This window comes from Sneathia sanguinegens (assembly GCF_001517935.1).
Lineage (GTDB): Bacteria > Fusobacteriota > Fusobacteriia > Fusobacteriales > Leptotrichiaceae > Sneathia > Sneathia sanguinegens.
Map to the genome: position 1 here is coordinate 23,142 of NZ_LOQF01000006.1, position 16,810 is coordinate 39,951.

Consider the following 16,810-nt stretch of genomic DNA (forward strand, 5'->3'; position numbering starts at 1 on the left):
AAAAAAATGCACCTACTATAAATAGGTGCATCATTTCTTATCTTTTGACCATATTATTTAACAATATTTCTAATTTTTCATTTAATTCTTTAATTTGAGCAGATTGTTCTTCTAGTTTTTGCTTCATAGCATTTCTTTCTTTTTCAGATTGAATTAATTTTGCTTTTATTTCACTTGGTTTTTCAATTTCAAAGTCATGTTTTTCCCCAAGCATAACACCAATACCAGCACCTACTGCTAATGATCCCTTTGTATTAACTGCTCCAGATAGTTTATACACTATTCTTCTATTATTATTTGTACCACTTATTCCAATAGCAAATGCACTTTGTCCTGCAAAATTACCCATCGCTGCTGTTACCATATGATTATATTTTCCATAACTTGTTACTTGTGGCAAATTAGACATTGCTATTGCGTTTGCAACTCCACCTATAGCTAAATCTGCTTTTGAATTTGCTTTATTAATATCTGCTTTCATATTATTCATAGCTTCACCATTTTTAAACTTGTCTAAATAGTCCTTAACTTGACTATCAGTAACCAAAATATTTTTAGGCTTTTCTATATCTGCGCCATCTGATAATTTTTTAATTAAAGCTTCTTTTGATTTATCATCTAAATTAGAACCATCTAAATCCAATTTACCATTTAATTTTTCAAATAATTGGCTTCCATTTATGGCATCTGTTGAATCTTTTTCTATTTTTCCATTACCTATATTAGATAATACCATACTATTTTCTTCTGGTAACGCTTTAATAAATACATCTTTAGGATCTAAACCACCTGGTACTTCTGATCCATTCTTATCAATATATTTATTACCATTATATTTTGCATCTTTTAGCATTTCTTCAGTATAGAACTTATTATCTTTACCACGAATCAATCTAGAAGTAGAACTAACCTCTCCTTTTTTATAATATGCAAAAGTACTATCACCTTTACCACCTGCACTTAGTGTAATAGAATGTCCATCTTCAAATTCTATTATTGTATTACCCAAAGCATCTTCAGTAGTTGATTTTATTTTGGCATCTTTACCTGGATCTCCTTTATCACCTTTAGGTCCTGCTTCTCCTTTTTCACCAGGTTGTCCTTGTGGTCCTGCTGGTCCTGTTTCTCCTTTTTGTCCTTGTGGTCCTGTTGGTCCTACTGGTCCTTGTGGACCTTGTTGACCTGTATCACCTTTAGGTCCTGGTTCTCCTTTTTCACCAGGTTGTCCTTGTGGTCCTGTTGGTCCTTGATCACCTTTTGGTCCTACAGGTCCTGGTTCCCCTTTTGCACCAGGTTGTCCTTGTGGTCCTGTTTCTCCTTTTTTACCAGGTTCTCCTTGTGGTCCTTGTGGCCCTGTTGGTCCTTTATCACCTTTTGGTCCTACAGGTCCTGGTTCCCCTTTTGCACCAGGTTGTCCTTGTGGTCCTGTTGGTCCTGCAGGTCCTGTTTCTCCTTTTTTACCAGGTTCTCCTTGAGGTCCTTGTTGACCTGGATCTCCTTTATCACCTTTTGGTCCTACAGGTCCTGTTTCTCCTTTTTCACCAGGTTGTCCTTGAGGTCCTTGTGGTCCTGTTGGTCCTGCAGGTCCTGGTTCTCCTTTTTTACCAGGTTCTCCTTGTGGTCCTTGTGGCCCTGTTGGTCCTTGATCACCTTTTGGTCCTACAGGTCCTGGTTCCCCTTTTGCACCAGGTTGTCCTTGAGGTCCTTGTGGTCCTGCAGGTCCTGCTTCTCCTTTTTCTCCTCTGTCTCCTTTAGCTCCCTTATTAATTGTCACTTCATTTCCATCACTAAATTTTATTATTGTATTTTTATTTTCATCTTCCTTAGTACTTATTATTTTTACAGATTTACCATCTACTCCATCTTTTCCTTTTTCTCCTCGTTCACCTTTAGCTCCTTGTTTTCCTTCTAGTCCTCTTTCTCCTTTATCTCCTTTAGGTCCTTTTAATGAAGCTAAAAATTCTTTTTTAGTTTCTTCGTTATCAGGTTTATTCTTATTTTCTGTCAAATTCTTCCAAATATAGTAAGGTGATGCCTTCTTTAATTGTGCTACATTTACTGCATCTGTATCATCTGTACCTTCTTTAACAAATTTTATTTGTCTTTCATGTTTTTCAGAACCAATTGATACTGCATTTGTTATTGGTGTACTACTATCTCCGAATACTATTGCATTATTAACTCCATTTATTGTTATATTACTACCTAAAACAATATTTTTTTCTACATTATTATCTTCTGTACCTATCTTATTATTTACACCAAATGATATATTTTCATTTCCATATACCTTATTTTTATTACCATGCACTTGATTTGAATCACCATATACTTCATTTTCATTACCTATTGAGTAAGTTCCATCTCCTTTTGAAAATGACTTATCTCCTATTGTAAAGGTATTGTCTCCTAATGTTGTTGTTTCGTTCCCTATAGTGTAGCTATTATTACCACCTTTTGGAACTGTACCTAATAGTTCATTTTCTTTCTTTGTTATTTCTAATTCCTTTTCAGAAATTTTAATTCTTAATTTTGCTTGTTCTTCTGTATCACTTGAATTTCTTAATTTATCTTCTAGTACTTTTTTTTCATCATTTAATTTTTTTAATTCTTTAAGAATATCCTTTATTTGTTGTGCATTATCTTTATCTTTACTTCCAACTATTGAATTATCACCTAGTACATATCCATTTTTTGCAAAACTATTTTCACCTATTGCATTTCTTTTGATAATATAGTCCCCTTGTGCGGACATTGAAAAACTTCCAGTAATCATAAATAAAATTATGAGTGCTTTGTTTATTGAAATTTTTTTCTTTAAATTCGTCTTAATACATTTTTCTAATTTTTTCATTTTTTCCTCCAAATTATATAGTTTTATTTCTATCTTATACTACCCCCCACCGCATATTTTGTCAATGTTTTTTTTCATAATTTTAAATTTTTTTTAATTTTTTGGTGCAGAAAAAAATATATATGACTTTTTTTGATTATTTGATTAAAATTTTTTTACACTTATTAATATACAGTTTATACTACATCGTAATAAATTTATTTACAATTTGTCATGTTTAGTTTGTGATTATTGTAAAAAATTAAAAATTCTTTATTTTTTAATAAAAAAATAGAGAACTCGTCTCTATTTCTTTTATATAATAAATTTATCTATTACATCCTTTAAAATATGTTCATCATTCGTAACCGAAGTATAAGTACAAAGCTTCTTTATATCTTCATTTGCATTAGCAGCCGCAACTGATAAGCCTGATATTTCTAACATCTCTTTATCGTTATATGAATCACCACAAGTTATTAAATATTTTAGGTCTATATTCAACTTTTCACATAACTTTTTAATAGCTGTTCCTTTATTTACATTAATATCGCAAATTTCCAAAAAATGTGGATCGGATATTGACATAAAATACTTATCTTTTCTTTCTTTTTTTAATTTTTCCAAACATTCTCGTATTTTTACTGGTTCTGCAACAAACATACACTTTATTGTCTTTGTATAATCTAATTCATCTAAAGATTGTATAACCTTTATTGGAAAATTTGTATATCTTGCTTCTATTCTAGCAAATTCATCATCATATTTTGCTAAAATAGTTCCACCATTATATGTTAAAACATTTACACCATATTCTTCTGCTTTTTCAAATAAATATCTAATATCATTTTCTTTTAAGCCTAATGAAAACACTGTTTCTCTAGTTTTACAATCTATAATTTGACCACCATTAAAACCAATTAAATAGCTTTCATATTCAGCTAATTTTAATTCTTTTTCAAATATTTTCATAGCTGCAATAGGTCTTCCACTTGCAAGTACAATTTTGCACCCTTTTTCTTGAGCCTTTATTATTGCCTCCCTATTTTCATTAGATATCAAATTTCTACTATTAAGTAGAGTCCCATCCATATCTGTAGCTATTATTTTATACATTAAAACCTCCATTAAAAATATATTTTAAAATTATCCCGTATTTCTTGTATGCTTTCTTCACTTGGAACGAAGTAATAGATTCCATTTTTTCTCATTGAACTTCCCTTAACTTCATATTGCTTTATATTTATTAAACCTAACAAAGAAGGAATTATTTTTAGTGGATTATATGACAAATTCATATGTGTTTTTGAATAAGCTAATATTTCTGGAACTTTTTTAATTCCACTAGGACTAACCATCTTATATATTATGCTTTTCATAAGTTGTCTTTGTCTTTCTCCTCTTTTAAAATCACTATCTGTTTTTCTATGTCTTGCATATGCCAAGGCTTGTTCACCTTTAACAGTATATTTTTGACCTTTTATAAATTTAAAGCCATCTTGAACAAAGGTATGATTAGAGACTATATCTACTCCATCTAGAATATTTGTAATATTTACAATGTCTTCAAACTTGAATATTACATTGTAGTTAATCTTTGTATTCAAAAATGTTTCAATTGTTTCCATACTTTCATCAGTACCACCTATAGCAAAGGCATGTGTTATTTTATCATACTTATCTTTACCATATATTTCAACATATGAATCTCTAGGTATAGATACCATCTTTATAGTTCCCATATATGGCATAACCTTAACCAAAATTATACCATCTGTTCTTGACCCCTTCAAATTTTCACTTCTTGTGTCACTACCTAGTATTAAAATATTGTATGGTAAAAGTGCCCAACCTAAACAAAGTACTAATATTAACAATAATATCTTCTTTTTCAAAAATGCCCACCTCGATTTGATATATTATTTATTTTACAACTTATAGAATATTTTTTCAAGCAAAAAGGAAGCTTTCACTTCCCTTGCATTATTTATTTTACTGAACCTTGTGTAACTCCTTTAATAATATGCTTTTGTGCAATGATATAGAAAACTATAACTGGTATTATCGCCAAAGTTAAACCTGCCAAGGCTAAATGCCATTGCTTTGTATATTCTCCAAAAAAGAAAAACATTCTAAGTGGTATAGTTTGTTTCCCATCTTGATTTACTACAAGTGATGGTAATAAATAGTCATTCCATATCCAAATAGTATTCAAAATCGCAACTGTTACTGTTATTGGTTTAAGTATTGGAAATATTACATACCAAAATACTTGAAATCTATTACAACCGTCTATAATAGCAGCCTCATCTAAAGATTGTGGTAAAGCACTAATACTTCCATGATATAGAAAGATAGATAGGCTTGAACCAAATCCTAGATACATAAATATTAAACCAACTCTATTTAACATATGTGCCTTACCAAAAATTGAAATTAATGGTATCATAACTGCTTGAAACGGTATAAGCATAGCAGAAACAAATATAAAGAATATTATTTTACTTACCTTTGATTTTACCCTTGCCAAGGCATAAGCTGCCATTGATGAAAAGACAATAATAACTACTATACTAAATACTGTAATTAAAATTGAATTAAAGAAAGTTTTTAAAAATCTCAAATTATTCGCTGCTTGGATATAGTTTGTAAAATTTAAACTTTTTGGCATATTTATTGGAGAAACAAATATTTCTTTCTTAGTCTTAAATGAATTAACTATCATCAAATAAAATGGTACCAACCATAGCAAACAAAGCATGCTTCCTATAAGAGATAAAACTATTTTACCTTTTTTCATTATAGCTCAACCTCCCTTTTCTTATTATAATAAACTTGTATCAAAGAAATTGTAGCAACAACTATGAAGAATAAAATAGCCTTACTTTGTGCATAAGCCATCTTATTATCAGAAAATGCTGTATTATATATATTCATAGCTATCATTTGTGTTGATTTAAATGGTGCTCCACCTGTTAGTGATAAATTTTGATCATATAATTTAAATGAATTTGACAAAGTCAAAAACATACTAACAGTAAAAGCAGGTGCAACTAATGGAAATATTATATTCCACAAAATTTGAAATGGATTAGCTCCATCAATTTTAGCTGCTTCAATTAATTCTTGTGGGACTCCTTCCAAATAGGCTATATATATTATCATAATATAACCTGACATTTGCCAAGTAGTTAGTATAATTAATCCCCAAAATCCTGTATTAGTAGTAGAAAGCCAACCTTTTAATGCTTCAAAGCCTATTGCTTCACCTATAGCATTAAAACTTTCTAAAAATACGAATTGCCATATAAATCCTAAGATTAAACCACCTATTAAATTAGGCATAAAAAATATAGTCCTAAATAGTGTTTTTCCTTTTATTTCTTGAGTAACTAATAAGGCTAATGTTAAACCTGTTATATTAATTATTATAACTGAAGCTATAACAAATTTAACTGTAAAAAATATAGAATTTCTAAAATCAATATCCGATAATATTTTTACATAATTTGAAAATCCTTTGAATACTGGTGTTCCTATTCCATTCCAATTTGTAAATGAGTAATATATTCCATAAAATAGTGGCACTACTATAACAAATAAAAATGCTAAAAGAATAGGAGACAAAAATAACCAAAAAAACAAATCTTTAACCTTTTTTGACTTTCTCATTTTTACCTCCTAAATTCTATTATCTATCTTTTTGCCACGCATCTTTTGTAGTCTTTATTAAATCATCCCAACTTGTTTGATTACTTAAGTATTTTTGTATTTCAGCACCTAGTACATTCATACCCCATCCTGATGGATATCCCATAAATACCCAATTAATAGTATTTCCTTCTGTTGAATATTTATAAATATCTTTTGCTAGAGGATCTGTAATCTTTGCCGCATCATAACCAGTATAAGCTGGTATAAATTTAAATTGATTCAATACATAATCTTTACCTTTTTCAGATGTATATAGCCAGTCTAAAAATTCTACAGCAGCTTTCTTAGTTGCTTCATCCTTATCTTTGTTAATAGCCCAATACATTGGTACTCCTACTGGTAATTTTCCTTCTTCAACACCTTCAACAGGTATAGGTATCAAACCAATATTCTTTGCTAATTCAGGATCTATTTGTTCAATTGAACCTAATGCCCAGTTACCTTGTTGTATCATAGCAACTTTACCTGTAGAGAATAATTTTTCAACTTGTTGTGAATAATCCAAACTTACAGTTGGTTGAACTGAATTTTTACTTTGTAAATCTACTATATCTTTAAATTGTTTAGCATATTTAAATTCTACTGTTTTAGCTTCGAATGTTTTCTTAATATCTCCATTAAATTCTGGTGATAAGAATACATTTGATAAATGTAAACCTGTAACCCAAGTTTCTTTAGCAGGGAAAGCAAATACTGCTTGTAAACCTAATTCAGCTTTCTTTTGGTTTAAAGTATCAACTGCTTCTACTAATTTTGCATAAGTTTTAATTTCTTCTGGATTAATACCTGCTTTTTCAAAAATAGCCTTGTTATATATAAATCCATAACCTTCTTGATTATAAGGTAATCCATAAACTTTTCCGTCAACTGTAACTCCGTCTAAAGTTTTAGGTAAAGCTTTTTTAGAAATTTCTGTATTAGTCAAATCTTCTAATTTAGCTTGATAATCACTAACATCTTGTGGTCCACCAACATTAAATATAGCTGGTTCATTACCTGATGAAAATCTTGTCTTTAAAGCTGCTCCATAATCGTCTCCACCACCAACAGTTGTAACATTAATTTGTACATTTGGATGTTCTTTCATATATTCCTGAGCCACTTCGGTAAATTTGTCTTTAAATTCTACCTTGAATTGAAATATATCAATAGAGACTTTTTTATCAGAAGTTGCTTCCTTATTACCACAGCTAATAAATAAAGTCATAAAAATTGATATTAGTAAAGATAAATTTAAAAATTTTTTCATAGTTTATCTTCCTCCTTGATTATTTGCAATCGCTTGCATTGACTAATAAATTATACTTTGAATTTAATAGTTGTCAAGGGGACTACTAATTATTTTAATATTTTTCCTTTTTTATCTATAATAACTTTAAATTCTCCATACTTTGTTGGATTAAAAAAAATCCATTTCCCATTTTGTATATAAAAACCTACATTTTTATCCTCTATTCTTTGTCCATATTTCTCTAATAAATATTTTTTATTTATTTCATAAGCTTGAGATCTAGTAATATATTTTACATTTGAACAAGCTATTAATAATAATAGAGAAAAAATAAAAGCTATTTTTGGCATTTCAAAATCTCCTTAGTTTTTTGTATGATTTCATCCAATTTTTTCTTTGTTTTAAAGCCTGAAGCTAATTTATGACCACCGCCATCAAATTGAGCTGCAATATAGTTAACATCTGCTGATTTGGATCTAAAACTTCCCTTTATTTCATCCCCATCTTGTTGCATAAACAAGGATACTTTAACTTCTTCTAAACCTAACATATATTCTGAAGCTCCATTAGTTTCATTTCTTGTATAAATATCATTTTCTCCAAGATAGTAATACATAAATCCTAATTCTTTATCAAAAGTAGCTTCTAGCACACTTTTTGAAAAAAGTTCTGCCTTTTTTAAACTCTTTGAAAAAAGTATTCTATAAATATTTGATAAATCTATTCCTGTATTTGCAATTTCACTAGCTACCATAAAAGTATGAGCAGTAACATTATTATGTTTAAAATTACCTGTATCATTTATTATACCCAAATAAATGTATGTTGCAATTTCCTTTGTTAATTTAATTGAAAATATGTCCAAAAATTTGTATGTTAGTTCTGATGCTGATGATATATCTTCTACATAATTAAGATCAAAATATTTAGTATTACTTATATGATGATCAATAGCTATTGTTTTCTTACTAAGCTTTATATATTTTTCATCTATAGCTAATCTTTCCTTATTAGCCACATCAAGTGAGATTAATAAGTCAATTTCTCCATCTATTTCCTTATATATTTTAGGTAAATATGGTAATTTTTCCACATAATTAGGTAAGTCATCATTTATACAAACTTTAACATTTTTTGAACTATCAAAACTTTCTATCATATATTTAAAAGCTACTGTTGCTCCAATACAATCACCATCTGGATTGATATGACCTACCAAAACTATATTCTTTGCTTTTTTTATTTCTTCTTTTATTTTATTTAACATTTCTTTCACTTCCTTATAATCTTGAAATATCTTGAACTAATACAAATATAGTCAAAAAAACTAATATAAGAAATCCTGCAACATATATTCTTTCTTCTATTTTTTTAGAAATTTTAAGCCCCAGCATTTTTAATAAGTTTAAATATATTCTACTTCCATCTAAACCAGGTATAGGTAATAAATTAACTATTGCAAGATTTATACTAATTAATAATACTAGATAAAGACTTCCTCTAAAAACACCTAAAATATTAGTAGCCCTTCCAACTGCACTATATATACCAACGGGTCCAGATAGATCTTTCAAACTTATATGCAAAAATGCTGAAAGTATTTTTGAAATAATAAATACCAATTCAACTAAAGCTTTAAATATATTTAATTTTGTAAAATATATTAAAACTATATAAGCTAATAATATATTCATAAAAATTCCCGCAAACATTATTATTATCTGTTTGTATCTTTCAATGCTTTCTAAAGATTCTTCATCTAATTTTACATAACCACCCAAAGGCAAAAGTCTTATTGAAAACTTTTTATATCCAAATATCTTAGGTCCCATTCCAATAGAAAACTCCAAAACCTTTGCTTTGAAATAAATAGAAGTTATATAATGACCAAATTCATGAATTATTACAACAAGACTCAATATTAATATTGTTAAAAAAATTTTCATTTAATTCCTTTCAAAAATTGCTCTATTATCAAACTATTATTGGTATAAATAGCAACTTCATGCAAAGCATTTAATTTTGCTATTAATATTTTTTTCTTATCTACTAAACAAACAAATTGATCTACATCATTTTCATTTATATATCTAATGTCCTTATCAACTGTTGGCATATTCTTAATGTAGCCTGAAATAAGTATGCTTTCCTTTGAATCTTGTATCATTTCTTCAAGCTTATACCTAATATTAGTTAATCCATCAATATTATACACCATTTCATATTTCTTTTTATCATATATTTTATCAAAATCTTCTGCCAAAGTATCTAATATTTCTATATATTTTCTCTTTATCATATTTACTAAATCTTCAGGAAATATCGGATTATAGTTTTTATACTCTTTTTCCGTTGGAATAATATATACTATCCCTCTTTCATTTAAATTTTCTAAGGCAGTATACACACTACTTCTTGGTAATTTAAGTAACTTCGATAATTGTGTACCATTTTGCCCACTTTTTTCTAGCAAAGCTAAATAAACCTTTGCTTCAACTTCATTAAAGCCTACAGCTTTTAATTTATCTTCTAATTTCATATTGCCTTTCTTATCCATTTCTTACTAAAATATCTTTTTAAACAAGGATATAGCTTAAATAAATCATCTATTCTTGCAAAAATATATACCCAATATACTGAAAGATTTAAAATATCTACTGCCAAATATGTTAGTGGTAAACCTACTAACCAAACTAGTAATATTTCAACTAACATTGAAAACATTACATCTCCTCCTGCACGAAGCATGCCTGATAAATAGAACATACTATATGAATATAGAACTGTTACTACTGATTGCGATAGTATCAATCTCTTTGTTATCATTGTTAATTCATTCTCTAATTTCATAAGATTTATTGCAAAAGGTGCTATTAAATTAAGTAATATTATTACCACAACCATTACATAAGTGAATAATTTTAAACAATCTTTTGAAAAATTATATACCACAATTTTATCGCTTTTACCAATTTCATTCCCTATTATTATAGCACTTGCATTTGTCAAACCTATGAATAGTGTAAATAATAGACCATTAATACCTACTACTATTTGTATAGCTGAAAAAGCTTGAGTTCCCATTCTACCCAAAAGCATTACTTTAATTGTATCAGCAAATACCCATAAGACTTCATGAATAAAAGTTAGTGCTGAAATAGATAACAATTTTTTTATAAAATTCAAATCTATATATTTTATCTCTTTAAAACGAGGTATAATAGGTATTTTTCTATATAATAAAATTAAATATAGATATATAGTCGTTGAAAATCTAGCTATTAAAGTAGCAGTTGCTGCTCCTGCCACACCATATCTGGGTATTAATATTAAATTTAAAAATACATTAATAAATAAGGCAGCTATTGATGAATATAAAGAATACTTAGGTTTATTAATTGCCCTTAATTGCATTGCAAAAGAAAAGGCTATTGAAAATAAAGGAAAAGTATATATCGATATTTTCAAATATTGAATTGAATAATTTATAACCTGTGCATCTTTTGTATAAAACCTTATTATCCCCTCGGGATCTTGTAATATCATAAACATAAAAGGCAATGACATAAATAAACCTAAAATAATAGTTAATGACATTATCTTTCTTAAACTAAAATAATCTTTTATTCCATAATACTGAGCTGATAACACATTGGCTCCACTAAGTAAGCCAAATACTGAACAGGAAAAAATAAAAAAGATCTGATTTGCTATTCCCAAAGCACTTATTGCGGCTGTACCTATTTTACCTATCATAAAAATATCAACAAAATTAATTAAACTAAAAATCATATTTTCAAAGGCAACTGGTATAGCTATTATTAAAATTCTTTTGTATATACTTTTCATATCAATCCCTTTCATTTTCCAATTCTATAAATATTAACAAATGATCCGATATATATTTTCTAATTTTTTCATAATTATTCATTGTAAAATTATATACACCATATCTATTTGTAAAAGCTTTTAACTTAGAAATATTTATAAAAATATTATCATAAGAACTAGCCAAACCTTTTTTAGATAATGTAGTCTTATCTTCTATAGGATTTATTATATTTTCTAAGTTATATTTTCTTTTTAATCTATTAAATGCTTTATCATTTGCAGGTAAATTAAAATCTCCTAATAAAATTATATCATCTTGCTTAGTCTTATTGTAAAAATAATTATAAACATCTATATATTTTGTAGCCTCATAGACTCTTTCACTTTCATTTTTACCAAAAATTGAATGTACTGGTATTAAAAGCATATCTAATTTATTTGTTTTAACATAAAAAGCTGAAGGTTCACGAATGAAATCATTATTTTTATCATTATAAACCCCTATATTTTCTATTTTATCAACTACATTTTTTTTATATAAAATAGCATAATGTTCTTTATATTTTTTACTTCCTACCGGCTTTGATATTATATAGGAATAATTATTTAAATGTTTTAATAGCTTATCTAGACCATCCGTATTCATAACTTCTTCTAAGGCTATAATATCAAATTTTGAAACAATTTTCGCTAAAGATACATAGTCCTTTTTTGATTCTCCTAATCTTTCTACATTAAAAGAAGCTAATGTTATTCTTTTTGAAAAACATATACATTCAAAAAATATTGCAATAATTATTATTAATTTTTTCATTCTCACCTTTTCCTCTTATTATACAAAAAACTGCAAGCTAGTGCAGTTTTTCATTAAATCATTAATATTTTTTAATTTGCTCTTTCTATATATTCACCAGTTCTTGTATCTATTTTTATTTTATCTCCTATTTTACAGAATAGAGGTACTTGTAATTGGTAACCTGTATTAATTGTTGCAGGTTTAGTTGCTCTACCTATAGTATCTCCTTTTAGACCTGGTTCTGTATAAGTTATTTCTCTTATTACAGTATTTGGTAATTCAACTCCTACTGGTGTTCCTTCATACATTAAAACTTGTATTACCATTTCTTCAACTAGATAATTAACTGCATCTCCAAGGTCTTCTTCTCTCATGCTTATTTGTTCAAAATTTTCTTGATTCATAAAATTATATTCATGATCCATAGCATATAAGAATTGCATTTGATATCTATCTAACATAATATCATCCATAATTTCTGTTGTTAAAACAATAATTTCTTGTGTTTTTCCACTAATTAAATCTCTAATTTTAAATTTCATTTCAGCAGCTCTTTGTCTTTTACCTGATGTTGATTGGTGTCTTTCTGCCTTTAGTATAATGTAAGGTACTCCATCCTTTTTATAAGTACTTCCTTGTCTTAATTCCATTGCTGGTTTCATATATTCCTCCTAATTTATTTCATATGTTACAGTAACTGTAACACTGACTATTTTATCATTTTTAATTATTTTATCTTGTTTAATTTTAATCAAAGAACCTAAACTTTTCTTATTTTCCTTAACTAGAATATAGGCTTTCTTTTTTGCATCCTTAATAGCTTGATTAATTAAATCATTTTCATCTACATCAGCATAAACCTCTTGTATATCATTTAATTCTACATCCTTGTACTGAACACTAATTTTGTTAACTTCTTCTCTAATCTTTTTTATGTCTTCAAGCTTATCTGAATGGAAAATATAATTACAAGTTAATTCATAACCTTGTGGTGAAAGTGCTTCTAAGTCTACATCTTCTTTTGTATATTTATAGTCTATATTTGCAGATATTCTATCTTCTTTTTCATAAAGTGCATTATATACCGAGCTAACATCTTTGGCCTTTGACTTTATAGACATAACAAAATTATATTCTTCAACAGGTCTATCAACTTGTGCATAACCTTTTACTATCACAACTTGATTCTTTTTATTCAATTTATCTATAGTATTTGAAAATATTGCAACTGAGATTATAGCTCCAAAAGCTAATATAATCGCAATAACTATGTCATACATTTTTTTCATAAAATATCCCCTTAATAATATGTTCCGTAATAATTCAAATATTCTTCTCCAATAGTTGTACTTTCTCCATGCCCAGGATATACTACTATATTTTCATTTAATTTGAAAAGTCTATTAAGACTATCTCTCATTTGTCTTGAATCACCAGTAGGAAAATCAACTCTTCCTATTGCCATTTTAAATAGGGTATCTCCAGTAAAAATACAATTTTCTTCTTCTGCATAATAGCAAACACTACCTGAAGTATGTCCCGGTGTATGTAAAGCTACAAAATTAAATAATTTCATTCCTTCAGTTACTTCAATTATTTTAGCAGACTTATCTAAACTATACTCTTTTCCATCGATAAGTGCTGATAAAGATAAATTAAAATCAAATAATTTTTCTTTATCTTCTTTTCCTATATAAATAGGAACAGAATATTTTTTTAATATTTTATTTAAGCTTGCTATATGATCATAATGCCCATGTGTTATTAATATTGCTTGCAATTTTAAAGCATTCTTTTCAATATATTCCAAAACTTCTTCAACATCCCCACCAGGGTCTATCATAATACAATCTTTATCATAGCTTAATAAATAGACATTTTCAGAAAGTAAATTACTTACAAAGCGTTTTATTTCCATAAATCTCCCTTCATTATTTATTAATATTTACATCTAACTTATTATATGGAATTTCAATATTTTCTTTATCAAAAACTTCTTTTAACTTTTCATATAAATAATATTTTGCTTCATTATATTTTCCATATTTTACATATACTTTTATATCAAAGTCTATAGAAGAAGCTCCCAAATTAGTTAAGCCTATTATTGGTTCTTCACTTAATTCAAATAAATTTTCTCCAGATATTATTATATCTTTTATTATTTTTTTTACTTGTTTTATATTTGAGTTATACCCAACTCCTATTTGTAAATCTAATCTTCTAATTTTATTTGTATTTATATTTTTAATTTCATTATTTATTAGATTCCCATTAGGTATTATTACATATTCATTTTGAGCTGTCAAAATAGTTGTATAAAAAATTTCAATTTTTTTCACTATACCCACATAGTTTTTAAATTCTACTAAATCACCAACTTTAAATGGTTTGAAGGATAATAAAATTACACCTCCACAAACATTACTTATAGTTTCTTTGAATGCAAACCCTAATATTAAACCTAAGGCTCCTATTAAAGTAAATATTCCATTCAAATTAATTCCAAGTAATTGTAATATCACGACTATAAGTACTAATTTAATAATAATCTTCGTTAAAGAATTAAAAAAAGTAAAAACTGCCTTTTCTGAAAAAAGTTTTTCATTAATTTTTTTTATAATTTTATAAATTAAATTTTCTATCTTCTTAAAAAATACCAAAATAATTAAGGCAAAAATTATTTTTTCTATATTTGAACTAGCATAGGTACCGAATTGTTTATAATTAAAATATTTTAAAAGCTCATTCATACTTACCCTTTCTTCTATACATTGAATCTAAAGAACATAACATCACCATCATTTACTATATATTCTTTACCTTCCAATCTCATTGCAGCATTAACTTTCGCTCCTTGCCACCCCTTATATTCCATAAATTTTTCAAAATCTACTACTTCAGCTCTAATGAAACCTTTTTGTATATCTGTATGAATTTCTCCTGCAGCATTTTGAGCATTTGTTCCTTTTTTTATAGTCCAAGCTCTTACTTCCTTTTCTCCAGCTGTAAAGAAAGTAATTAAACCTAGTAATTCATAACCCTTAGATATTAATCTATTAAGACTAGGTTCTTTAATACCTAAAGATTCTATAAATTCTTGTCTTAATTCTTCATCTTCTATTTCTATCAATTCAGATTCAACCTTTGCTGAAAATACTACAGCATCACTTTTATTTTTCTTTGCATATTCTTTAACTACTTTCACGTATTTATTAGAATCTGGATCTGCTAAATCTTCTTCTGAAACATTTAGTGCATACATAATAGGCTTCATTGTTAGAAGTTGATATTGTTTTATAAGTTCTAATTCATCTTCAGTAAAATCTAAACTAATTAACAATTTACCTTCTTCTAGATTTTTTTTGCATCTTTCTAATACATCAACTAAAGCCTTTGTTTCTTTATTTCCACCTCTTAGTAATTTTAAATTCTTAGTTAAATTTCTTTCTATAGTTTCCAAGTCTGAAAATATTAATTCATAATTTATAATTTCTATATCTCTTATTGGATCTATACTTCCCTCTACATGTATTATATCATTATTTTCAAAACATCTAACTACTTGGCATATGGCTTGAGTATTTCTAATATTGCTTAAAAATTGATTTCCTAAACCTTCTCCTTTTGATGCCCCTTTTACTAAACCTGCAATATCTACAAATTCAACTGTTGCATTTACTACTGATTTTGGATTGATTAAATTAACTAAGTCATTCATTCTTTTATCTGGCACTGCAACAGTTCCAACATTTGGTTCTATTGTTGCAAATGGATAATTTGCAGCTAGTGCATTTTGTGTTTTTGTAATTGCGTTAAATAATGTTGATTTTCCAACATTAGGTAAACCTACAATCCCTATTGCTATCATTTTGTTATCCCCTTCAATACATCTACTATTTTTTGTTTTTCTATTTTTTTCAAATTCTTTATTTTGTACATATCATACATAGGTACTATTTTCATACCCTTCAATTCATAGATATTTCCTATACTTTGAGAAATATCTACAAGCAATTTATTCTCTTCTCTTTTTTTTGTATAATATTTATATATATAATTAAATATTTCTTCTCCAATACAAATAATATAATCTGGATCAACCAAATATATCTCTTTTAATAAATATTTCATGCTTTCTTTTCTAACACTATCTTCTATCAAATTAGGAATATAATATTTAACAAGCAAAGTATAATAACAGTCTTTAATATCTATACCTACATATTCAAATATTGTTTTTAAAACATCATATTCCTTACCAACTCTTATTTGTCTTACATCATTCATTTCTTTAGTTGGATGATCAAATAGTATCAGTATTTTTGCATTTTTATTACCTTCTCCAAATAAGGGCACATTCTGTGCATATATCTTTATATCTGTTTCTAATTCTTCCCACATA

Annotated in this window: 18 protein-coding genes; all 18 read right to left on the reverse strand. The window is 27.4% G+C overall.

Translation table 11 applies throughout. The features are described 5' to 3' along the window. Positions 1-37: 37 nt before the first annotated feature. The 18 genes from AWT65_RS06740 to AWT65_RS03665 all read right to left on the reverse strand — a co-directional run bounded on the left by AWT65_RS06740 (position 38) and on the right by AWT65_RS03665 (position 16,809). Positions 38-2,854, reverse strand: a complete 2,817-nt coding sequence (locus AWT65_RS06740; RefSeq protein ID WP_066729443.1) for a YadA-like family protein — start codon at positions 2,852-2,854, stop codon at positions 38-40. A 294-nt stretch (positions 2,855-3,148) separates the two neighbouring features. Further along, positions 3,149-3,949: a Cof-type HAD-IIB family hydrolase gene (locus tag AWT65_RS03585; protein WP_198142946.1), complete on the reverse strand. Its 801-nt coding sequence runs from the start codon at positions 3,947-3,949 to the stop codon at positions 3,149-3,151. An 11-nt stretch (positions 3,950-3,960) separates the two neighbouring features. Next, positions 3,961-4,728 (reverse strand): LCP family protein, encoded by a 768-nt coding sequence (locus AWT65_RS03590; RefSeq protein WP_066729445.1) that lies wholly within the window; start codon positions 4,726-4,728, stop codon positions 3,961-3,963. A 92-nt stretch (positions 4,729-4,820) separates the two neighbouring features. Beyond that, a complete protein-coding gene (locus AWT65_RS03595) occupies positions 4,821-5,633 on the reverse strand; it encodes a carbohydrate ABC transporter permease (RefSeq protein WP_066729447.1) in 813 nt (270 codons plus the stop codon). After that, complete coding sequence (locus AWT65_RS03600) at positions 5,633-6,505, reverse strand: carbohydrate ABC transporter permease (RefSeq protein WP_066729449.1); 873 nt, start codon at positions 6,503-6,505, stop codon at positions 5,633-5,635. The genes AWT65_RS03595 and AWT65_RS03600 overlap by 1 nt, the downstream gene beginning before the upstream one ends. A gap of 19 nt (positions 6,506-6,524) precedes the next feature. After that, positions 6,525-7,796, reverse strand: coding sequence for an ABC transporter substrate-binding protein (locus tag AWT65_RS03605; RefSeq protein WP_066729451.1), 1,272 nt, complete (start codon positions 7,794-7,796; stop codon positions 6,525-6,527). Positions 7,797-7,885: 89 nt separating this feature from the next. Further along, a complete protein-coding gene (locus AWT65_RS03610; protein WP_066729453.1) occupies positions 7,886-8,128 on the reverse strand; it encodes a hypothetical protein in 243 nt (80 codons plus the stop codon). Continuing rightward, positions 8,116-9,045, reverse strand: coding sequence for a DHH family phosphoesterase (locus AWT65_RS03615; protein ID WP_066729455.1), 930 nt, complete (start codon positions 9,043-9,045; stop codon positions 8,116-8,118). The genes AWT65_RS03610 and AWT65_RS03615 overlap by 13 nt, the downstream gene beginning before the upstream one ends. A gap of 13 nt (positions 9,046-9,058) precedes the next feature. After that, positions 9,059-9,724, reverse strand: a complete 666-nt coding sequence (locus tag AWT65_RS03620) for a site-2 protease family protein (RefSeq protein ID WP_066729457.1) — start codon at positions 9,722-9,724, stop codon at positions 9,059-9,061. Then, on the reverse strand, positions 9,721-10,317 hold the full coding sequence (locus AWT65_RS03625) for a TrmB family transcriptional regulator (RefSeq protein WP_066729459.1): 597 nt from the start codon (positions 10,315-10,317) through the stop codon (positions 9,721-9,723). The genes AWT65_RS03620 and AWT65_RS03625 overlap by 4 nt, the downstream gene beginning before the upstream one ends. Further along, positions 10,314-11,627 (reverse strand): MATE family efflux transporter, encoded by a 1,314-nt coding sequence (locus AWT65_RS03630; protein WP_066729461.1) that lies wholly within the window; start codon positions 11,625-11,627, stop codon positions 10,314-10,316. Before AWT65_RS03630 ends, AWT65_RS03625 begins: the two co-directional genes overlap by 4 nt. Before the next feature lies 1 nt (position 11,628). Further along, positions 11,629-12,423, reverse strand: a complete 795-nt coding sequence (locus AWT65_RS03635; RefSeq protein WP_066729463.1) for an endonuclease/exonuclease/phosphatase family protein — start codon at positions 12,421-12,423, stop codon at positions 11,629-11,631. A gap of 71 nt (positions 12,424-12,494) precedes the next feature. Continuing rightward, on the reverse strand, positions 12,495-13,067 hold the full coding sequence (gene efp, locus AWT65_RS03640) for an elongation factor P (protein ID WP_066729465.1): 573 nt from the start codon (positions 13,065-13,067) through the stop codon (positions 12,495-12,497). Positions 13,068-13,076: 9 nt separating this feature from the next. Further along, positions 13,077-13,694, reverse strand: a complete 618-nt coding sequence (locus tag AWT65_RS03645; RefSeq protein WP_066729467.1) for an SIMPL domain-containing protein — start codon at positions 13,692-13,694, stop codon at positions 13,077-13,079. Between the two features lie 11 nt (positions 13,695-13,705). Further along, entirely contained in the window at positions 13,706-14,323 is a 618-nt protein-coding gene (locus tag AWT65_RS03650) for an MBL fold metallo-hydrolase (protein WP_066729469.1), read from the reverse strand. Positions 14,324-14,336: 13 nt separating this feature from the next. After that, entirely contained in the window at positions 14,337-15,158 is an 822-nt protein-coding gene (locus AWT65_RS03655) for a mechanosensitive ion channel family protein (RefSeq protein WP_066729470.1), read from the reverse strand. Positions 15,159-15,172: 14 nt separating this feature from the next. Beyond that, a complete protein-coding gene (gene ychF / locus AWT65_RS03660) occupies positions 15,173-16,276 on the reverse strand; it encodes a redox-regulated ATPase YchF (RefSeq protein ID WP_066729472.1) in 1,104 nt (367 codons plus the stop codon). Beyond that, positions 16,273-16,809: a uracil-DNA glycosylase family protein gene (locus tag AWT65_RS03665; RefSeq protein ID WP_066729474.1), complete on the reverse strand. Its 537-nt coding sequence runs from the start codon at positions 16,807-16,809 to the stop codon at positions 16,273-16,275. The genes ychF and AWT65_RS03665 overlap by 4 nt, the downstream gene beginning before the upstream one ends. Position 16,810 lies beyond the last annotated feature (1 nt).